The organism is Bacteroidales bacterium (assembly GCA_026418905.1).
In the GTDB taxonomy this organism is placed as follows: Bacteria; Bacteroidota; Bacteroidia; order Bacteroidales; family DTU049; genus JAOAAK01.
Genome location: JAOAAK010000008.1, coordinates 1 through 23,230, shown reverse-complemented (window position 1 = coordinate 23,230; position 23,230 = coordinate 1). Strand labels below are relative to the sequence as shown.

The window sequence follows — 23,230 nt, the reverse complement described above, 5'->3', positions numbered from 1 at the left end:
CTTCAAAGGAATGGTTGTATACAATTTATACAAAGATCTACATGGATACATTTGGATTGCTACTGAAGCAGGTTTGTATAAGTATAATGGCCAAAAAATCCACCATTACGACAAAAAAAAAGGGCTACCTTCCAACATCGTATTTGGGGTTCATAATGTAATATTTACTGATACCTTTTTATTTGTAAGAACCTTTTCCCCAGATATTGCAATTTACAATTATAAAACTGATAGCTTTTATGTTGTAAAACCCTTTCACTCAAAAGCAAAATTTACTGAATTGGACGAATTTTTTATAAGCATAATAGACACACCAGACACATTGTTCTTGCAATCTGCCAGAAAAGCAATGATTATACTTAAAAAAAATTTATTTTTTAAAAGAACATATCCTTTTGTCAATAATAAAACAACATTTTCGTTTGGTAACGTAGGTAATACTTCTACCATTATACTACATCATGCCATTGTTCCAAAAGATACAACTTTTTACATTAAACTATTACCATTCTATTTTGAAACAAAACAAGCTAAATATTTAATATACACCAACGTTTTACTAGTTTATGATAAACATGGTAAGCTAATAGGTAAAAAATATTTTAAATCCAGTGTTTCTGATGTCAAAATGCTAGACTCAAATAAACTCATCATTTCGACCCTCAATAGAGGTGTGTTTGTATATGAAATAAGTACAAACTCCATATGGTCCATATTAAATAATAATATTATATGTCATTCTTTATACATTATTAATGATAAACTTTTTTGTTCAACAAGTGAAGGTATTTACGCTATACCTCTTATTTCACTAACCAAAGACAAAAAAACATCATATTTAGGTAAAAACAAGACAAGTTATACAATTTTATATGAAGATTCGCAACTTCTCATAAAAAAATATTATCTAGATGAAAAAATATTTATTTATAACAAAAATAAAAACAGATTTGTTTTTAAAATAAATTTTGTAGTCAAAGACTTTACAAGTGATAGCTCTTTTCTTTATATAGCAGGACATAAAATCATTTACATTTTTTCTTTGAGTAACAACAAATTTGTCGATACTATAATGGTCTATGAAAGAATACAATCATTTGAAAAGCTCACAGAAAATCTTTTTATATTGGGTAATCAAAATGGGATATATGTCTTGAACAAAGAGAACAATCAATTAGATAAGTTCACATACTGTGAATTCTGCAACTCTAACATTTTTAAAATAAAAAAACATAAAGACAAATTAATCATAGCAACGTACTCAGAAGGAATTTATTTTGTAGATTATAAAAATTTTCCTCCCTCAATTTGGTACCATTTCTCAGATTTAACACAACAAAATATAAGAACTATCAAATTTTATGAAAATAATATTCTAGTCCTGACCAATTCATCTTTCATTTTATTTAAAACTGATCCACACAAAATTGATAAAATCAACGTTTTAAAAATACCTCTAGACGATTCGTTGAAAAATGAAAACATTTATGACTTATGGTTATCTGGTGATGATCTGTACGTAGAAGGAGAAAATAAAATAAAAAAAATCAATTTTTTATCAAATGACACAAATAATAATGAATATGCTTTTAGTATACTTTCCATAAAAATAGATGATCACTTTATCCACGATCGATACGTCGAAATAAATCAAAATAAGAAATTGATGATTAGATTTAAACATTTAAACTTTAAGAATGATGCAATAGAAAAAATAGGATATAAGATTATCAAAAATCAAGAAATCCTAAAAGAAAGCTATCTTACCAATACAACATTTGATACGATTTTTAACGAGCCAGGCAATTACGTATTAAAATTTTTCACTCCCCATAGCAAAAGAGAAGAAATTCTACAAGTATACGTATTACCCAAATGGTATGAAACCCTCTTCTTCAAAATTAGCGTTATTATTTTGACATTTACTTTTCTGGTATTCTTGATTTTATCTTTATTAAAAGTGCAAAAAAATTTAATGAAAAAGAAATTGATCTTTATAGATTACCAAATAAAGTCCTTATACAATCAATTGCAACCACATTTTTTAAGTAATGCTTTAAATTCACTGTTAGGTCTCATAAAATTAAAACAATTGCAAGAAGCTGAGCAATATTTACTACTCATATCTAAATACTTCAGAGAAGTCATCAATGCTAATAAGCAGTCATTAGTAACCCTCGAGGCTGAAATAGATCTTATTGAAAAATATCTAAAAATAGAGAAAAAACGTTTACAGAACAAACTTAAATACGAAATTATTGTTGATCCAGACATAGACCTCATATTTGTTAAGATCCCTTCAATGTGTATTCACCCTTTTATTGAAAATGCCATAAAACACGGCTTAAACGAAGAAAATAAGAGTGTAAGTATAAACATCATTTTTAGAATACTCAACGATGAGTTAATATGCTTGGTCAACAACAATGGAAAATGGAAGGAAAATAAAAACATCTCAAGCGATAGCATTGGATTAGAACTGGTAAAACAAAGATTGTATTTATTTAATAGAAGCTTTTTTACCGTTACAAAAGGTGAAAAAGAAGTTTCAGTTGAAATTCATTTTAAATTAGAATAGCATGAAAGCATATATCATCGAAGACGACCCTATAACGGTAGAAGTTTTAAAAAATGAATTAATAAAGTTAGAATTTGAAATAGTCGGAGTAGCCGACTCGATTGCACAAGTGAGGAAAGATTTGTTTAAACTCAAAATTGATCTATGCCTTGCCGATATACAGTTAGCAGATGGTAATATTTTTGAACTACTAGATGAATTTCCTAAAATTCCTTTTGCCATCATATTTATTACAGCCTATGAAAAATTTGCTATCAAAGCAATTAAACTATCAGCCATTGACTATATCTTAAAACCCATAGATTACCATGAACTCCAAGAAGCTCTTGAAAACTTCATTCAATCCCATACTGAAGGCCAAAATACAGATTATAAACCGAACATTTCAATGGCTTCGAATTACTACCTTGAAAGGAAATCCATACAAAAAATTTTAATTTCTAATAATTATAAATATGAGTCTTTACCTTTAAAAGAAGTAATGTATATTTCTTCCTCTGGTAGCTATTCCATTTTTAACCTGTCGAACGGAAGTAGCACAATGAGCAGTAAACCTCTTCAATACTACGAAAAATTATTACAAGACGAAGGATTTATTCGCATACATAATCAACATATCGTAAACGTCCAATTCATTAAAGGAATCATTCGAAAAAATAATCTAACCATGGTGCAATTGTATAACAACGAAACTTTACCAGTCTCTAGATTTAAGAAAAAAGATTTCATGAAATACTTTTTTTACTAATAAAGGTTTCTTTATCATAAGCGTTGATTTATTTAATAATTCATGCAACTTTCTAAAATTTTTTTAGATCACAGAAGCAAAATGAATTATAGAATCTCATGAAAATTGCTAGTGAGTATGACAATAGGAATAGTTGATGCGTAATGATTTTTATTATCCTTTGAAAATAAAGCATAAAAATGTTTTTCATTCTCGTGGAAAGCCAGAAATGACACTTAATTTTTTTGTACAAAATTTAAACATGGTCCTTCTGAAAAGCATTCCAATCGAATGTAATACTTACAGGGCAATGATCACTCATTTCAACATCTTGATGTATAAATGCATCTTTAAGATAAGGAAGCAAGTTAGGAGTGATAATGATGTAGTCTATTCTCCAACCTTTATTCTTTTTGCGAGCTTGAAAACGAAATGACCACCATGAATAGACCTGTTTATCAGGGTACAAATATCGGAAAGTGTCTACATATTGATGATGAAGAAAATTAGTGAACCATTCCCTTTCCTCAGGTAAAAAACCCGAGTTATTAGCATTGCCTATTGGATCGTGAATATCTATCTCTTCGTGTGCAATATTGAAGTCTCCTGCAATGATGAGATAAGGGCGCCGGAAGCGAAGATTTTCAATGTAACGCAAAAAGTCTCCGAGCCATTTCATCTTGAAAGCTTGTCGTTCTTCTCCCGACGTGCCAGAAGGATGATAAACAGAAACGATTGATAGTTGACCAAAATCAGCTCTCATAAAGCGTCCTTCCTGGTCATATATATCCATATTCATTCCCATTTCTACATTGGTGGGCTTGATGCGAGTAAAAATAGCAACCCCACTATACCCCTTTTTATGAGCCGGTAATAAAAAGGTTTCATAACCTAAGGCATGTACTTCCATCAGTGGTATTTGTTGTTCATGTGCTTTCAGCTCCTGAAGACATAATACATCTGGTTTTTCTTTGGCTATCCAATCATATAATCCTTTACCAATAGCCGATCGAATTCCATTCACGTTAAATGAAAATATGCGTTTCATCGTGCTGGTATTAATTTGTTAAATTCAATTTTATCATAAACTTTCAAAACAGGATACCAATTCTGATATATATCTGCATACTTAGAACGCAAGAAAAAACAATTCAACTGCTCGTAATGAGATGCTGATGGATTTTGTTTTTTCCATTCTTCAAATTCTTTTTGAATTTGAGGATTTTTTATCATTTCATCAGCTAATGGTTCCAATACATAAATTTCTCCGTACTCTTTTTGCTCAAAGATAGCATTGAAAAAACCCCATTTAAGAAAACTCACAGATGAAGTGGGTTCTAATAAATAAGCTATGGTTCGCCAACCTCTTTGACAAAGAGGAACGAGATAGGTCCCAGCTTGAACTTCTATCACGGTGTCTTTTTCCATTACATCGTACGAGGGTTGAAACCTGCCTTCATAAGGCATGGACGAAAAACGAACTTTCTGCAGATAAATTGTTCTACAGGAAACACGCATGTTGTTTCTGACAGGAATGGCATAAACATCATGATAAGATAAAATTTCAATAAGATGTTTATACTGTCGAGGTATGAGATAAGCTTCGGGTAGATTCACCTCTTTCGAAGCTATGATTTTTCCAAAATAAGGTAATTGAAACGTTTTGGGATGTTGATCGTTGTAACGAACATATTGTTGGTTAGTAACCGTACTTTTTATCCATTCATACGAATAACCCAAAAAATCAATGAACATACTATCACTCATATTCGCTTGTTGCAAAACAGGAAAAGCTTTTTTATACCTCTCACATGTATTGATTCGATGTACTTTGTTCATAATTTTCTTAAAAGACTGGTAATTTTCATAAAGCCAAATGTAGATATAGAGAAGGACTCTTTCGGTTGCCTCTACACGAGTTTTGTATGGCTTAAGCATATGAGTTTCGATCAGAAAGCATGGTATATCATACATCAATGTATATCCATGTGATAAGTTGGGCGAAGCTATATCTTTAACTATACCTGAAGTAGGATCATGCCAGTTTTTAAATATTATGTATGGAAACAACAAATCACCTGTTTCATTCATTTTCTCAGTAAGAAAAGGTATTAATTTCTCCTGAAGGAAAATTCGCAATGAATCGTCAAACAGTAAATTATTTCCCAAAGAATAAGTAACAGTATACTGGTAATTTGCCCCATCAGTAGTATGACAATCGACAACAAAATCTGGTTTTGTTTTATGAAACCAAGCAAGCCATGCACGCATCTCAGGAGCATCAGCTTTTAAGAAATCACGATTTAAATTCAGATTCAAACTATTCGTTCGCCAACCTGTTTCAGAAGGACCATTTTGATTGATTCTCTGATTAGATGAAAATCGCTGCAAACCTTCCACATTAAAGACAGGAATAAAAAAAATCTCAAAACGTTCGAGATATTTTTTCAACATCTGATGATGCAAAATGCTACGCAAAAAGAGGAAACCAGCATCAATTCCATCTGTCTCACCAGCATGTATCGCAGCCATGATGAGCAACTTAATTTTATCCTCACCAGCTGCTTTTCTAACATGAAGTAAAGGCACAATAGATCCGTTGGCACTAAATCCTAACGTATCAAAGTCCACTTCATTATAAGTACTATCCAGATAAAGACAAAGGTCGATAACTTGTCGATAATTCATCGTTACCTGAAAATTCTGTTGTTCAGATGGCAATATAAATTGACGAAACTGAGAATAAAAAGTAAGCCAAGACAAAATACTACCAAAAGAAATACACCACCTTATCATAGTTTTTCTTTTTCCCAAATTTCAAGATCAGAGACTCCATTTTCATTGAGTAAAAAACGTACCATTGTTCTTTTCAGGTGAGGTCCAAATTTTCCAGCTGCTCCAGGATTAATATAAAGCCATTTGTTTTGTTGATCGTATTTAATTTCTAAAATGTGGCTATGTCCTGCTATGACTATAGTTGGCTTCAATTGTTTTAGCCGTTCTAATATCTTGTTGTCGTATTTCGAAAAAGTTCGCACAATATGACGAATATAAATGCGCTGATTGAAAAGCTCAAAAAAATGTTCTTCGCTACTTTGAGCTCGGATATCGGCTCCGTCGATATTTCCCCACACCACCCTTAACAAAGCTAATTGTTGAAGCTCTAACAACACATCTGTGCTTCCGACATCTCCAGCATGCCAAATTTCATCGCAATCTTTAAAAAAAATTGAATATTCCTTAGGTAAAACTCCATGGGTATCTGAGATAACCCCTATCCTTTTCATGATTACAATTGTTTGGCGATATAGTTCATTATTTGAGGCCAGTCTACTCCACCGTTTTTATCACCAAGCCTTACCATGATCATATGCTTTGAAGGAAATATTATCACTAATTGCCCAAGAAATCCATAAGCAGCTAGATTCCCCCAGCTATCGTACCACCAATGATATCGGTAAAAGTATACGCTTTTCTTTCTTTTTTTTGGAGATTTCTTAGTCTCAGGATTAAATAATAGATCTACGTACGATGTTGGAATAATTTGTTGATCATTGTATTTTCCGCGATCTAGCATAATTTTTCCAAGTTTGGCAAAATCTCGAGCGGTGGCGTTAAGGCAACAAAAAGCTTTAAAAGTACTGTCTTTGGGAGAATCAAGGTTAATCGTAGCAGGTAGAGAAGTACCTATTTTTTGCCAAAATCGAGTTTCAAGGTATTTCCAAGAAGGCATTCCTGTGGCACTTTCCAAAACAAGGGCCAACAACAAGGTGTTGACACTTTGATATTCGAATTCCCTACCAGGCTCCTTTTTGAGTTTTAATTTCTTAATGTACTGCTTGAGATGATCTCCGTAATAGTATTTTGCAATCTCAGCAAAAGGATTATAATAATTCTCTTGAAATTGAAATCCTGATTCCATATTCAGAAGGTGCCGAATGGTTACTTTTTTCAACTCAGGTCGAAGTTCAGGAATATACTTAATCACAGGATCATCTAAGGAGGTTATTTTTCCTTCACCCAATGCTATTCCAATTAGTAATGATATCACAGACTTTGACATAGAAAATGAAGGGAAAATACTTAATGAATCATATCCTCGAAAATAACGTTCATATAATATGGTGTCGTGACGAATAATAAGAAAAGCAGTTGTCTTAGTACGTTTAAAAAGGCTTTCATAATTGCGAATTTTCTTTTTGTTTATGACGTAAATATCTGGAAATGATAATGAATCCAAATTTATTTGTTTACCTCGATAAAAACGAAAAGGTTCAGGTGAAGGAGTTATGATAACTTGTGGAAATTTTTTGTAATCACGGGTATCGGCTACATTATAGACGATTAATCGCCCTACGTAACATTGTGGCAAAAACAATAACAACCCGACAATAAATAACCATTTTTTCATAAATCAAATTTGTTAAAAAATTCTTTTTCAGAAAGTACAGGAATGCCCAATCTTTTGGCTGTTTCTAATTTAGCTGGTCCCATATTCTGACCACCTACAATAAAATTAACTTTTGAACTTACGGATGTAAGGACTTTGCCTCCGTGCGATTCGATAAGCTTTTTGAGTTCCTCGCGCTCAATTGTTTCAAAAACACCAGATATGACAAATTGTAAACCCTTCAGTTTCTGACTATGAATGGAAACCTCTGAAACAGACATCTGCAAGCCTGCCTTTTCTAAACGTTCTAAAAGTATGAGATTTTTTTGGTTTCTAAACCATTGATAAATACTATGTGCAACAATTTCACCTACATCTTCAATCATCATTAATTCCTCTACACTCATTTCTTTGAGACGATGAATATTTTTAGCATAGCGTGCGATATTTTTAGCGAGAGATTCACCTACATGACGAATGCCTAGGGCATAAAGAACTTTTTCAAAGGGAACTGACTTGGATTGCTCGATCCCTTGTAAAATATTTTGTACTGTTTTTTCCCTGAATTGCATGGTTCTTTCTTTGCCAGTTTCATCAAACCATCGTTTTTCTAAGCCAATAAGTTTTTCAAATGTTAAATCATACAAATCTGCAGGATCTTTAATAAGACCTTTTTCAAAAAGCAGATCAACTTTTCCCTCTCCTAGTGATTTAATATTCATAGCGTCACGTGAAATAAAATGTTCAATTCTACCTTTAACTTGAGGAAGACAAGTTTCATCGTTGGGGCAAAACCAAGCAGCTTCGCCAGGGTTACGTTTGAGATCGGCACCGCAAGTTGGGCACTTTGACGGAAATAAAATTTCCTTTTCTTCACCTGTCCTTTTTTCTTTTACAACGTAGATCACTTTAGGAATGATTTCCCCGGCTTTTTCAACTGCAACATAATCTCCCAACCGAATATCAAGTAATCGAATGTAATCTTCATTATGCAAAGTGGCTCGTCTGACAGTAGTTCCACTCAATTGCACGGGTTCCAAATTAGCTACAGGAGTTAATATTCCAGTTCTACCAACTTGAAAATCAATAGAAACAATTCGTGTGATAGCTTCTTCAGCCTTAAATTTATAAGCTATTGCCCACCGTGGAAACTTAGCAGTCATTCCTAATTCTTCTTGTAATGAGAGATCATTCACTTTGATGACTGCCCCGTCAATAGGAAAAGGTAGAGTTTTTCGTTCTTTGTCCCAGTATTCCAAAAATTCAAAAACCTCATCCTCTTGATGAGCAATTTTGACATAAGGAGAAACGAAAAAACCCCAATTTTTCAGTAATTGAAGGTTTTCGTAATGAGTTGAAGCTAAGATAACATCCGAAAAAACAGCATATGGAATAAAATCCAACTTTCGTCTTGCAACCTCACTAGAATCTTGTAATTTGAGTGTTCCAGCTGCTGCATTTCGGGGATTAGCAAAAAGTGGTTCACCAATATCTTTACGTTGTTGATTGATTCGATTGAAAGTATCATACGTCATAATAACTTCTCCACGAACATCTAATAATTCTGGCCAATGATTTCCCATGAGATGCAAGGGAATTGAACGAATGGTTTTAATATTGGTGGTCACCACATCGCCCTTATAGCCATCTCCTCTTGTAACAGCTCTTGTTAGCAAACCTTTTTCGTAAATCAAACTAATAGCTACACCATCGTATTTCAATTCACAGGTATACGTCAGGTTTTCGTTACCTGTAAGTTCTCGACAACGACGAAAAAAATCCTTCAATTCTCCTCGATCGTAAACATTATCGAGAGAAAGCATTGGAAAAACGTGTTCTGCCTGTGGAAAAACTTTAGTTATATCCCCTCCAATTCGATGGGTAGGACTGTCTGGCTCACGATAGCCAATTTCTTTTTCAAGTTGCTCAAGTTCTTTGAGAAGCATGTCAAAAGTTTCGTCATCAATTTCAGGCTGATTAAGCACATAATAAAGATAATTATGCCGATTTAATTCCTTTGTAAGATATTTGATTCGTTCAATTTTTTTTGAATCTATCATCCATATTAAATTTTATCGAATTAATACCATTTTCCCGAATTCATGAGTAAAATACTTGTCGGCTTCAGTAGATATGTGATCGATGGATTTCCCATTAAGACGAACAATAACCCTATAAAGATAGACGCCATTAGCAAGTTGTTCACCAAATTGATCTCTCCCATCCCACGCATAGGAAGTTATATTTCGACCAATATGAATGGGGCCTAACTCTTCACGTGTAATCTCTCGGACAACTCGTCCCGTAATGGTCATGATTTGAATACGAATATCTTCAGGGACTTGTGAACCTGTAAGAGTAAAAACAAAATGTGTTTTTGTGCTGAAAGGATTAGGCCAATTCATAATATGCGTAATAGCAGGCTTGTTGATAACTTGAAAATTTATTTCATAATCATAAAAACCACTTTCATTCCCACTCATATCTCTCGCCTGAACGATCAGTTTATACTCTCCATCTGCTAAAGGTCCTGCAGGATAAACTACTCGTGCTATGTTTTGCTTAGAGGATGAGGGCGGATAAAAAAACATTTTTTGTACTCCCCCCTCCATAAAATAAACTGGCCTAAGCTCTTCACCTTTCCTTTGAAGATATACACGAATACAACTCGTATCAGTCAGTAGAAGATATTTGTTTTCGTCTTTGAGAAAAATTTCAATATTTGGTTTTGCACTGACAATATCGCCATCCAGGATATGAACACCATCAAAAGTTACGTCCAATATTGGGTTAATTCTATCTTTGTCAACTTCAAATTGAACCTCCAGTAAGTTGTTAAAATGATATTGTTCTAATTGATAGTACGTGCCTGTATATGGATTAATTGGATTAAATTCGACCCAGACTGAATTCATGCCAGCCATGCCTTTAGTAGAAAATTTGATCGAATCAATTAAAACATCACCTGCAGGATGCTTTCGAAGAACTTTATGGGAAAGCAGTTGAACTTGTCCGTTTCTTCTCAAGAAATAAGAAACACGTAAGGAATCAGGAAAGTCTACTGGACTGATATTTCTTGTGGCAATACCAAAACGAACAGTATCACCTTCTTGAACTTTACTGGAAAGGAAATGAAAATGAGCTTGCGGGTCGATGGCGGTCTCTGGCACAGGTTCATACAAAACTTGCCATCTCACCATTTGAGCTGGCGTATGCAAAGATTCGTCCTTCATTGTTATAAGAAGGTGCAAATATGGATATATTTGGGCATCAATGCGAGAAGATAAATTGTAAATATCCATGGAATCAGAGATTGGAGGTAGAGGACCAATAAGGGTATCCACCATACCTCCTGCTTTTACACCTAAAACATACAATCTTACCGAATCGGTCCATATGCCCGCTTCATAGCTTCTAACACGCCAATGTAAGCTGCCCCAAGAATAAGCAGGACCAATTCGAGTTGACTTGATATGACCCTCCTTCCATCGTGTAGGAATGTTCCATTCCCCATGAATAATGCTTGTCATGGAACTCCCTACACTTTCTTGAGCTTGATTATAGTAACCTTTTCTTCCAAAAATGATGTAAGGATGATGATTTGGCAGTGTTCGTATGATCATGCTTCCGATGCTCTCAAAAGCCTGATATAATTCTTCAGGGTAATTTTGTGCATTATGGTTACGATGGCTAAAAGCTAATACATAATAACCATGGGGAATGGTATCTATAAATCTTCTCATTCGTTCCAACCACAGTGAATCGGTGGTATAAAAATCAAAATCATAGTAAGGATAAGCTCTACAATTGAGAGCTTCGTATGGTCCAAGACCATCATGATCTGGATCAACGTTTACCCAAGGATTGACGCCTATCGTGTCAAAAACAGCAAATTTCATCCCATGACCGTTGTAATTGGTGCAAGACCATTGTCCTTTCAAAGCTCCATTGATTTTATACCATTCTTCTGACCATGGTATATGGGGATAATAACCAGTTTGAGCACTTATAGTAACGATGGTATTAACAAAATCAAATCTACGCTGAGGCCTGTTAAATGAAACATAAGTATAATCATCGTTTTTAAACTGAAAAAAATGAGCTTGACCCCAACCTCTTTTGTTGGGAATAAACTGAAATGAACTTTCGCGCCAATTACCAGTGCCAACTTTCATAACTCTCCAATAATATACAGTACTGTCTGGCATGGCTGTCATGGGAAAAGGTAGTGTCCATGATAAAATACCTCCAGTTTGAGTAATAACTGGACTTTCCTTTAAAAATGGACTATCAAAAGTATCTATGGTATCTATTTGAAAAACATAAGAAGCTGCAGAAGCCATGGGATGTACTGTACTAGCAATTAAGGTAACTATCGTATCAGGAATGACTGCATATTCATAGGGGTATATGGGCACTGCATCACTAGAAATGATTAAAAAAGATACATTCGCCGTGTTGTTGAGTTCATTCGATTCCGATACCTGAAGGTAAGCATCCAGTGTTACTCGCAATTGATTTAATCCTGATCCAATCACTGGTTGAACAGCTAGTTTTATATCCAATGTGTCATTAAAATAGGGAGCTTTAATTTTTCTACGAACAATATCTGAACTTTGATCAGGGTAAATTCTTTCTATTTCAACAACGATAGAATCTTCTATAGCTCGACCTATGTTTTTTGCAACAATTTTAACTGTGAATGAATCCAAATCAGTTGTGATCTGAGTAGGAACAAAAGTTACTTGAGAAGGAGTCATTAAAAAATCAGGCATGGTAATTCCACCTAGCAAAATAAGTGGATCACCATGTAAAGTCATTCCAAAACATATATCGCGCAGATAAAGAGAATTGTCATAGTATTGAACCGATTGTATAGTCTTCTGAATAATTTTTCCTATAGGGTCACCATAATTGCGATGGGCTATCCTTCCCACCAACTCTCTTGAATAAATAAATAGATACGATGCAAAGGATTTAGAACTGCTCGCTAAATAACCTATCGCTCCTTTATTGGGAATCAACACAAAGCTTTCACTAGCTGTAGGAGTGAGTTGAAATAAATCGCCAGAGTAACAACTATTAGCAATAAAAAAAGGATAACGCTTATAGTTGGTGTACGCTGAAGGGTCGTCGATGCTAATGTCATAACCGAAACCAGCTCCATGAGCAAAAAAGTTCATGATAGAAACTCCACGATTAACCAGGTTTTTTATACTATCACTCCAACTTTGTTGAATGGGAGCTGTCGATGTTTTTGTAAATGTAGTCACCTCCCCACCATAAAAAGGTCCTGAGATTGAATCGCGAAAAACATTTAAAAAGCTTAATAACATTTGGGCTTCTGAGACATTACTACCACCAGCAAAATGTAATACTTTTTTCATCCACTCTTTTTCAGTTGGATTACTGGGGTCATAAGGTTTATTTTTTTCAAATTCATAATCCTTTACTTTCTGCAAATAATTAAGCACATCAGATGAATTCTTAGCACTAATTCTTCCAATGGGAATAATAGGAGCATAAGGTCCTAAACCAAGATCTGACACAAATAAAATATCCGAGGGTGGATTTCCAAATGAAGGTAACAATGTTCCAATGTTTGCTTGTTGGTTGAAACGATAATTGTACGACGTGCCACCCGCTCGGAAACCTTTTCCGATCAGATAAATTGCCCGTATAGTGTCGTCATAATGTGCTAAAACAAACCTTACAAAATTTCTGATAGCAAGTGGGTGTTTGGGTATGCCATAAGCAAACTGATCGTACAACTCAAGCACATCAATCACTCCTACTTGATAGCCGGTACTCTGCCTGTAGGTGGCATACTCATTTACGGCATCCCACAAGCTGCGATGAGTAATCATTAAAACATTAGCTCTTTTGTGCGGATCAACGGAAAAATCAGTGAAAAAACCAGGTGTGGTCGTATTCTTATTAACCGGAACAATGCTAGTTACGTAATTCACAGCTGAATTAGCAAACAAGAACATGATCCTTTCAGCACCCGTGTTAGCTGAAAGAAAAGAGACATTCGATCCAACGCGTTGAGTAAGTATTCTTCTGTGATTCGTTAAATCATATACCAGTACAGTATCGGTTGCTATTGCATTTAAACCAGTGAACTGAAAATATGATTTAGCTGTTGTTTTGGCCGGAGCAATAAAACTCATAATATTACCGTTTCCTAAGTGAAGTTGACGAGGATATGTTACCTCAATAAAACTCAGAGCAATCCGATCAGCATTGGTTGGCAAATCTGCAGGCAGTTCAAAAATAAATGTATTTTGATTGTTCAAAAGAAGAGATGATATAGATCGATTAAATGTAACTTTCACATAACCCTCAAAAGTTGTGTCAATGGTTTGATTTAAAAAAGTAATTCTGATGTGATGATCTGGATTAGCCATAGCATAATTGGAGGCTCCACAGAGACGTATTTGAACCCTTGTCGGAGGACCAGTGGTATATGCATACGGTGTCATGACCTGCTTTGAATAGATTTGAGGTTGACCAGGCGTAGCGGGATTGATTGACATTGGCGCGTCAAACCAACCTTCTACCTCGGTATATCGCATATCTGTAATACCATAATAATCAGTCTCCCCATCATAATATGTAGAATAATAATTCTGTCGAACGCGATAGAAAACATATTGTTCAGATTGATAACCTGTAAAATTACGGTCTGTTTCTAACGTAAGTCGTCGGTTGTTTATACCAGTTGGATTCCATGTAAGAAAATAAAAAATGGTATCTGAGAAAAGACTAATTTCACGATTGGGCGGTTCGCTATTAAAGTAAACTGCAGTGTCTAACCATGCATCATTGGCTTTACCATAAAATTCTATGTAATCACTCGAATGAAAAACACCATCATTTTCTCCATGAACATAAATGGGAATTTCTTTACCACGTGCAAAAATTTGAAATTGCCTCGGATCAAGTGTTGAAACAGGTATACCAGCGTTGACTAGGGTATTGTAAGTAATTCGATAAATTCCTGATGTTGCAATGGGTATTTTGTAATACTTTCTGTTAAAATCGATCCATTCATTTCCAAATTGCGATCGTACAATGTAACTAAAAAAAATACATAAAAAAAATAATATATACTTATTCATGTTAAAATACTATAAGCTTGCCTTGTTCGAAGAAAAAAGCAAGTGAACAGAAACGACGTGAGAATAAAGAGCAAAACTCATATCACCGATATCGGTATAAGCATAATTAATCGTAAATCGCCTGGCAATGTTTAAGCCCAAGCCGAGCGATGGTTGGAAAGTCCATACTTTTTTGCGTTCATAATTGGAATATTTCTGCAAATTCATAGCACCAGCACGCAAGAAAACTATTTTCTTGTACGACAACTCGAGTCCTAATCGAGGGTCTACACTAAAGACATTGGTACGAATAATAGTGTTCCTCTTTCCATCCCACGTTACATCAAGATCTAATTCCGGGTAAATATAAAAATGACTCATCAAATTCATTTCTCTACCAATACCCATAATGAGACGAGGCAATGTCAGTTCGATATGATTGGAAGGTAAATCGTTCCCTGTCATCAAAAATACTTCTTTCATTTTATCAGATAGGCTAAACGACCAAGCATTAAACGTTGTCGTAGCATCCCTCAAAACTGCTGCTAGTTTCCAATGATTCAGCAATAATTTTACGGATAAATCTAAACCTCCACCCCAGGAACCAGCAAAATCTCCAAGTCTTCTTCTTATTATTTTAACATTACCACCAACTTTAAGAGAATCGTGGATATTCTTTGCAAAAGAAATAAGAAAAGCTTGATCCACAGCATTGAACGACGTAATCCGATCATAATGTACGTTTCCTTGAGCATCCACCATTTCAATAGTGTTGGGAATATTATCAATGCCAAAACGCATATAAGTAAGTCCCAACGATATAGCATGACGAAAATTTCCTGCAAAAGAAGCTACATCATATTTAGCTATACCGGCAAAATATTCAGAATGCATAAAGAATAATTCTCTTTCTCCCTCCAATTCGGTAAGAGACGCAGGATTCCAATAACCTGCGGTAGCATCAACAGATGAGGCGATAACAGCACCTCCCATACCAGCAGCACGAGCTCCTATACCAATATGCAAAAAATCATTTGAATACTTCGGTGCTAGTTGAGACCTTAGACAAAGAAAGAAAAAACATAATATACCGACAAAAGAAAAAAACTTCATTGAATTAAGAAGATTGTTTTGTATACACAGCATTAACTGTATCCTTGTTTGCTCCGTCATCAAAAATGTATGAAAGAGTAATGACTGTATTGTTGTTATTCATTCCACCACTTCCTTGCACATTCATGGTTCCCTGGCAAACAAGTTGAAAAGGAAGGGTCACCGTGTTATTGTTCACTTCTCCGTAGGCATATTCATTAAAACCAAGGTGATGAAAATTATAGAAAAAAATTTTCTTTTCATGATTATTATCCTTCGTAATGTTGACCGTATAAGTCAATTCGCCATTTTCATTACATAACCAGGTCCCAACAAATTTATCACGAGGATCTACATCGTCGGGAGGATCAGGATTACACGACCAGAGCAATACAACTAATAATAAAAACCCACCGTACAGAAATCTTTTCATGACTCTGTTTTTTTCCTATACAAAAATAATACAATTTTCGTTCAATACGTAAATTTGCTCATAAACTTGTTTTCATGTATGTCAAAACATATGCTACCTCCATTCATGGGATAGACGCAGTTTTAGTAACTGTCGAAGTTGATATTAGTCAAGGTTTATATACCTACATATCTGGCCTTCCAGACAATGCGATCAAAGAAAGTCGGCAGCGTATTGAGGCTGCCCTTAAAAACGCAGGATACTATTATCCAGGCAAAAAGGTTATCATCAATTATTCACCTGCCGACATTAAAAAAGAAGGTAGTCAGTTTGATCTGGCTACGGCTCTCAGTATCTTACAAGCATCCGGACAGATCAATTTACTGCATTTAGAAAACTTCATTATTCTTGGTGAATTATCCCTTGATGGACATGTGCTTCCTGTTCGTGGAGTTTTACCTTCTTCGATTTTATGCCGTCAACTCAATTTCAAAGGAATTATAGTTCCCTTCGAAAATTACCCAGAAGCCTATGTCATCAGCGGCATTGATGTAATTGGTGTACGAAACTTACAGGAAGTCATCGATCTACTTTCTCAGAATGAACCCATGAAAAAATATACTTCCCCATCGATTTCTTTACCTCAAAAGAAGGAAAATGAATTGTACGATTTCAGAGATGTCAAGGGTCAGGAAAATGTCAAACGAGCCTTATTGATTGCTGCAGCTGGCGGACACAACATACTAATGATTGGTCCTCCTGGGAGCGGAAAAAGCATGATGGCACGTAGAATACCTGGTATCCTTCCACCACTTTCGGAACAAGAAGCCATCGAAACCACAAAAGTCTATTCTGTTGCTGGTAAGCTCAAAAGGAGCTCAGGCCTTATTCAGGAACGTCCTTTTCGCGCCCCTCATCATACCATTAGTGATGTAGCTCTCATTGGCGGTGGAACCATCCCTCAACCTGGCGAAATTAGCTTGGCTCATAATGGTGTATTATTTCTAGATGAATTGCCCGAGTTTAATCGTTCAGTTCTCGAAGTTCTTAGACAACCTCTGGAAGATCGTATTGTCACAATCTCACGGGCTAAATCTTCTGTTGAATTTCCTGCCAACATCATGCTCATTGCCGCTATGAATCCTTGCCCTTGTGGTTACTACAATCATCCCAGTAAAGCCTGTCATTGCACTCCTACTGCCATCCAACGCTATACGAGCAAGATCTCCGGTCCTCTTCTTGATCGAATCGATATTCACGTGGAAGTGGTGCCTGTTCCTATTCAGAAACTAGCATCTTACACCGAAGGAGAATCATCTGCCTCTCTCCGAGAAAAAGTTATCAATGCTCGATCCATTCAACTCGAGCGCTATCGTAATGATGGTATTTATACCAACTCTCAACTTACCCCATCCTTACTCAAAAAATATTGCCGCATTGATGATACGACTATGGAACTGCTTAAAAAAGCTATTCAACGACTTCACTTAAGTGCTCGATCCTACGATCGCATTCTTCGTGTTGCTCGCACTATTGCTGACCTCGATGCATCAATCCATATTCAGTCTCAACACGTCGCAGAAGCAATCATGTACCGCACTCTCGACAAAGAAACATGGGGAAAAATTTCCCTCGGATAAAATCATTCCAACTTTAACCCTCAATATTTGTAAGAGCTGAAGAAAATTTTCATTTTTAACTTTTAAACTTTTTGAGATTTTCATTTTTCCAATGGTTCAGAAATATAAAAGGTCGCTCGAAATAAGAAATCTATTAAAATTAATTGGTAGTAAGTATTTAATCATCTTAATTTTTTACTTGTATGATTCACTTCCACTTAAGATCATCAAGCTCGTTTTTCGAAAAAATCGAATATTGTTTTTAGTCAAAAAACCTTGGAGAAGGCTGACCTGTAATATCTTTTTGCAAGCGATATTGAAGGAAAATTTCATGACTTCCGTGCGAACACCAAGTTGGTAGACGACCGACCCCTGAATCAAATGAATATCCCACTCTAAGTCGTTGACCAAATTCCATTCCACCCATGAAAACTACTGATTCATTCCAACGAAAACTGACTCCTGCATATACCATTTGTCGATATAGCAAACTCATGTGAATTTCGTGCAACGTTTTATAATGAGTCGATTGAATAGCATAAGACAAATCTGTCTGAAGATAAGGACTCCACGTATGAATCTTACGAATATATCCATAAAAATGCATAGGTATAAGAAACAAAGATGATTTAGCAAACGTCACCCCTATATGGGTAGCAGAAACACCTATCATCCATGAATGAATTTTCCATTCTACGCCTCCGTCGAAATCTGGCAACATGCAGTTAGGAGGAATGTTGATTGCTTCCGATTGGTCATCCAATCTAAACCTACTTACATCGACTTTTTTATAGATGATACCACCAGCTAATCCAAAAGCAAGCGAATGTTGCTCACTAAAAAACAAACGATAAGCATAAGCCGTTTTGAATGTTTGTGTATGCTCAAGTCCCAATTGATCATCCATTAAATTAAGACCCACAGCCACATGGAAAGTAGGAAAGAAATGTTGGAAATTGATTAGCGAAGTGATAGGAGCTTCCGAAATACCTGTCCATTGCTGGCGATGAATGATATTGATTACTGTCGTTGAACTTTGACCTGTGGCTGCAGGATTTACCACCTGACGAACAAAAGGCATATAACTCAGCTGTACATCATTCTGAGAGAAAATTTTAATTAGATAACACATGCAAATAAAAGCAAATATGTTTCTCATTTCATTTCAATTTTTGATTTCCATCAAAAACAAGGATGTAACAATCGGTAAAACCGGCTTTAAGAATTTGAGCACGTAGTTTTTGAGCTTCTTCTATACTAGTAAAAGTGCCAGCAATGTAATGATAAAATCCATCAGGGTGTCGCTCCTCGATGATGATCAGATCTGGTAATTTTCGTTTTAAAGCAGAAAAATAATTTTCATTTTCAATGGGGCGTGGAGTAACTGCCAGTTGAACCTTATAAATTAGATTTTTTTGTTGTGTTCGAGGATTAACCCCACCTGTGTAGAGATACAGCAATTCTTCTGGTGTGATATCTTGCACATTAAGTATGCGAAAAGAAGTGCGACGATTGACTTGATGTTCTTCTTCAGTGCGTGCATGAGGGATTACTGGTCGAGTCTTTCCATAACCCTTAGCTATAAGACGATCAGATGAAATGCCATGTTCGATCAGATAATTTACAACCGATTCAGCCCTTGCCTGTGAAAGTTTTATATTATATTCATGCGACCCTCTTTCATCTGTATGTGAATTAATTTCCACCAACAAATTGGGATTTTCTTTAAGCAGTTTTACTAATTTATCCAATTCAATCTTTGATTCTGGTCTCAGAGTTGCTTTGTCAAAATCATAATAAATGTTCTCAATTACATATTCTTCGTCGGTTTCAATGGGTTGTAAGTTAAAATTAAAATCAAAACCTGATTTTTCATTAAACTTTGTATCATAAGGTAGGTTAGGCAGTGAAAATTGTTTAGCCTGAGTCCAGTAACCCTTCCGGGCAAGTAAAAGTGTATAATTCTCACCACCTTTTACATTCATGAATCGAAACATGCCTTCGGAATTCGTTTTGGTTTTGTCGTAATATCCTTGTTGATTCACCAACAGAACATCCTGGTCACGAATGGGTTTTTGTGTTTTTCCGTCCTTCACCTGACCTTCCAACACGTTACCTTCTGCATTTGGTCGTAAATAATACTTTTTTTCCAACTGCGAAGGATAAAATGATTTTTCATTTTCATTCTGAATAATGCACTCATCTTCTTTTTGATGATATCCTTTGGCTGCTATTTTAAGCTTCAATTTATCAAGGTAATTGGGAAAAACGATGGCACAACCGTTGCTGTCTGTTTGTAAGGTAGTATTTTGCGTCAGAATATAAGCATTTGCTATAGGTTTTCTTGTGACGGAATCAAAAACACCTATTTTTACGTAAGATTTAAAAGGAAAACCTTGATATGAATAAATATCATCCGAACCTTTTCCCCCGTAACGGTTGGATACGAACATACCTTTCATTTCGTGCAGAGCTATTAGATTGAAGTCATCAGCTGCTGAATTGATGGGAGAAAGTAAATGAACAGCAGGATGCCATGTACCACTAGCGAATTTAGTCACATAAATATCCAAGCCACCGTAGCTATCGTCGCGATTGGAACTAAAACTTAGCACGCTATCATTAAGCCAAACGGGGAAAAGTTCATCAGCTTTTGAATTGACTCCATCAGGCAATCGCTCGGGCTTACCCCATTTTCCACTTTGACTATCAAAGAAAGAGAGATACAAATCTTTACCAGTCTTGTTCCCTTTTTTTTCGGTAACAAAAATCATCATATTTCCTGAAGGATGTATTGCTGGATGGCCAGCTGTTTTGATACCCGGTATTGTAATTTCTTCTCTGGATGTAATTTTGTCCCCTTTAAAATCGACCCTAACTATTCTAAAATCTCCACGTGGTTTTGTTTTAGTGAAATACATGGTTTTTCTGTCCCGTGTTATGCTGGGGCAACCTTCATTCTGTCTTACTTTACTTATTTTAGGCAATCGAACTCCTTCGAGCTTTTCAAAATCTTCAACATAAAGAGGAGCTCTGTAAATTTTACTATATCCTTGAAGTGTTCTTGGGTCTCTAGGCTCTGCGGGACTTCTTCTCAAAGAAGAAAAGTAAAGTCTGTTGCCTGCTATGGCGATACCATAATCACTGAATTCACTATTATAATCGACAAGATTTTCAATAATAACATCTTTGTTTTGCTTATTACTTTGTTCAATACAAAGAATAATTTGAAAAAGTTTTTTGGCATCTTTAATCAATTCCTTACTGGTAGTACCATAAATGGTATCTTTCAACAATTTGCTGACATAATTTTTGGCATCTTCGTAACGCTGCATGGCAAGGCTTACATGTCCAAGCATATATAGAAGGTTAGGATCATTCATGTATACATCATTTGCTTTTTGGAGTTCTTCAAGTGCAAGAGCATAATCTCCCAATTGAACATATATCTCACATAATGTTTTCTGTAAATCGTACTTTTCCGTACGCTTTTTGTCAATATAATTTCTCAGAATTTCAATTGCTCGAGCATAATTCTTTTCTTCTTGCAGTTTTTTGACAGTTTCAAGCACAGGTTGTGCCGATACTTCCAAAAACAACCCTACTAATAACAGAACAATTTTTTTCATAATTTACCGGATTAATAGAATACTACCAGAATAAACTCGATAAGTTCCTAATTCTGGATTAATAAATTCAATCAGGTAATAGTAAGTTCCTTCATTGACCGGTTCCCCTTGATATGTTCCATCCCAACCATCTGAACCTTCGTATAAGAGTTGCCCCCAACGATTAAATATCTTAACAAATATACCTTTTAAAAATCTATCATTCATGTCATTGCCATTCGGTGTAAATACGTTGGGGACATCCCGCCATTTACCTTCCCATGTTTTTTCAGACCTACAACCAAATTCATTCTCCACCACAACGGTAAGAACATCACCCATATGAAGCATATCATAATAATGACTTCCGGAATGATTAACCACCTGCAATTGTCCATTAAGATAGAAGTAATATTTTTCAAATAATGAAGGTAAAACCTCAAGCAAAATGGGTTGTCCTTCGATATAACTCTCTGAAGAAGCCTGCAAGGTAAATACAGGAATAGGATTAACCTGGATGTAAATATCATCTACCACTTTACAACCCTGACTTTCTAATTCATAATGGATAATTGTATCTTCAGAAGGAGAAATGAAAGCAATCCCTGTTTCTTTGATATTTCCCCATGGTTCAAAAGATGTAAGAATTGGAATAGCAACACTATCACCTTGGCAAATCACCTTGTCTTCACCAAGATTTAATATAGGTAACTTGATTACGTCTACATAAACGGTGTCTCGATCTCGACAGCCATTGTTATTAACTTCAAGGGTTATTATGGTATCACTTAAAAGGGTTATGTTAATCATGTTAGTAGTATCACCAGTAAACCATAAATGAGTACCTGGATTGTTATCAATAAATGTCAATACTGATCCCTCACAGGCTATTGTATCGTTCCCAAGATTAACCTCAGGAGTTTTAATAACTTCAATGTATACAGAATCATAATAACTATGCCCTTCATTATCAGTTATGGAAACATAGTAATACTGTGAAATGGTTGGCCATAAACGTGGATGAGCTACAGTATCGGAAGACAAGCCCAAGGATGGATACCACTGATAATGTAGATCATTTGTGGGAGCAAGAAACACATTGACCCATAAGGTAATGCTATCCCCTGAACATAATACTGTATCATTCATCATATTGGCATAAATACCAGGAGGATAGACTTGAACTAACACTGAATCCACGATCGTACATCCCCATACATTCTGTACAATTACGTAGTAAGTCGTAGTGGAATCGGGTGAAACATGAATTGTGCTGTCATCGCTATATATAATTCCCTCCACAGGTTGCCAAAACACAACATAATCCGTATCACTACTAATTTGAGCTTCTATGATTACTGTATCACCCTGCAACATTAAAATTGTAGTTGGAACAGAAACAGTCGCATTTGGGTGTACGAATATTTGTACGGAATCAAGAACTGAACAAGCTCCTTTAATTCCGTGTACATATAAAATCTCATTGGCTACCGGTAATAGCATAATGCAAGAATCTGTCATTCCGTTACTCCAAATGTACTGGTCTACACCATGGGCACATATTAGAATAGAATTTCCGAGACACACATGGTATTGATCTTGTAAGTCAATAACTGGTCTTTCTTGCAATGAGATATGATAATATTTGGTTTTTTTGCACCCCCATTGATTAGATACCTCTACCCAAATTATGGTATCTAC

Annotated in this window: 14 protein-coding genes; 3 read left to right on the top strand and 11 right to left on the bottom strand. The window is 35.4% G+C overall.

All coding sequences use genetic code 11. The annotated features are described in order from the left end of the window. The coding region (locus N2Z72_01860; protein MCX7696421.1) for a histidine kinase at positions 1-2,578 on the top strand (2,578 nt) is incomplete at its 5' end. A gap of 1 nt (position 2,579) precedes the next feature. After that, positions 2,580-3,326: a LytTR family DNA-binding domain-containing protein gene (locus N2Z72_01855; protein ID MCX7696420.1), complete on the top strand. Its 747-nt coding sequence runs from the start codon at positions 2,580-2,582 to the stop codon at positions 3,324-3,326. A gap of 235 nt (positions 3,327-3,561) precedes the next feature. On the opposite strand, the gene N2Z72_01850 is transcribed toward N2Z72_01855, so the two are convergent. Genes N2Z72_01850 through N2Z72_01815 form a run of 8 tightly spaced genes read right to left on the bottom strand, consistent with a single transcriptional unit; the run spans position 3,562 to position 16,323 of the window. Then, entirely contained in the window at positions 3,562-4,353 is a 792-nt protein-coding gene (locus N2Z72_01850) for an exodeoxyribonuclease III (protein ID MCX7696419.1), read from the bottom strand. Beyond that, positions 4,350-6,101 (bottom strand): M14 family zinc carboxypeptidase, encoded by a 1,752-nt coding sequence (locus N2Z72_01845; GenBank protein MCX7696418.1) that lies wholly within the window; start codon positions 6,099-6,101, stop codon positions 4,350-4,352. The genes N2Z72_01850 and N2Z72_01845 overlap by 4 nt, the downstream gene beginning before the upstream one ends. Next, a complete protein-coding gene (locus tag N2Z72_01840) occupies positions 6,098-6,592 on the bottom strand; it encodes a metallophosphatase family protein (protein ID MCX7696417.1) in 495 nt (164 codons plus the stop codon). Before N2Z72_01840 ends, N2Z72_01845 begins: the two co-directional genes overlap by 4 nt. 2 nt (positions 6,593-6,594) lie before the next feature. Beyond that, complete coding sequence (locus N2Z72_01835) at positions 6,595-7,716, bottom strand: beta-lactamase family protein (protein MCX7696416.1); 1,122 nt, start codon at positions 7,714-7,716, stop codon at positions 6,595-6,597. Continuing rightward, positions 7,713-9,755: an NAD-dependent DNA ligase LigA gene (gene ligA / locus N2Z72_01830; protein MCX7696415.1), complete on the bottom strand. Its 2,043-nt coding sequence runs from the start codon at positions 9,753-9,755 to the stop codon at positions 7,713-7,715. The genes N2Z72_01835 and ligA overlap by 4 nt, the downstream gene beginning before the upstream one ends. A 12-nt stretch (positions 9,756-9,767) precedes the next feature. Continuing rightward, the gene (locus tag N2Z72_01825) at positions 9,768-14,819 is read right to left on the bottom strand and encodes a C25 family cysteine peptidase (GenBank protein ID MCX7696414.1); all 5,052 of its coding nucleotides are present in this window, start codon (positions 14,817-14,819) and stop codon (positions 9,768-9,770) included. Between the two features lie 9 nt (positions 14,820-14,828). After that, positions 14,829-15,911 (bottom strand): hypothetical protein, encoded by a 1,083-nt coding sequence (locus tag N2Z72_01820; protein MCX7696413.1) that lies wholly within the window; start codon positions 15,909-15,911, stop codon positions 14,829-14,831. Between the two features lie 4 nt (positions 15,912-15,915). Further along, positions 15,916-16,323, bottom strand: a complete 408-nt coding sequence (locus tag N2Z72_01815; protein ID MCX7696412.1) for a hypothetical protein — start codon at positions 16,321-16,323, stop codon at positions 15,916-15,918. 74 nt (positions 16,324-16,397) lie between these two features. On the opposite strand from N2Z72_01815, the gene N2Z72_01810 reads away from it, so the two are divergent. Continuing rightward, positions 16,398-17,942, top strand: a complete 1,545-nt coding sequence (locus N2Z72_01810) for a YifB family Mg chelatase-like AAA ATPase (GenBank protein ID MCX7696411.1) — start codon at positions 16,398-16,400, stop codon at positions 17,940-17,942. 241 nt (positions 17,943-18,183) lie between these two features. On the opposite strand, the gene N2Z72_01805 is transcribed toward N2Z72_01810, so the two are convergent. The 3 genes from N2Z72_01805 to N2Z72_01795 all read right to left on the bottom strand — a co-directional run. After that, the gene (locus N2Z72_01805) at positions 18,184-19,080 is read right to left on the bottom strand and encodes a PorP/SprF family type IX secretion system membrane protein (GenBank protein MCX7696410.1); all 897 of its coding nucleotides are present in this window, start codon (positions 19,078-19,080) and stop codon (positions 18,184-18,186) included. Between the two features lies 1 nt (position 19,081). Then, a complete protein-coding gene (locus N2Z72_01800; protein MCX7696409.1) occupies positions 19,082-21,550 on the bottom strand; it encodes an OmpA family protein in 2,469 nt (822 codons plus the stop codon). Between the two features lie 3 nt (positions 21,551-21,553). After that, positions 21,554-23,230, bottom strand: a 1,677-nt coding sequence (locus N2Z72_01795; protein ID MCX7696408.1) for a gliding motility-associated C-terminal domain-containing protein, incomplete at its 5' end; no start/stop codon positions are given.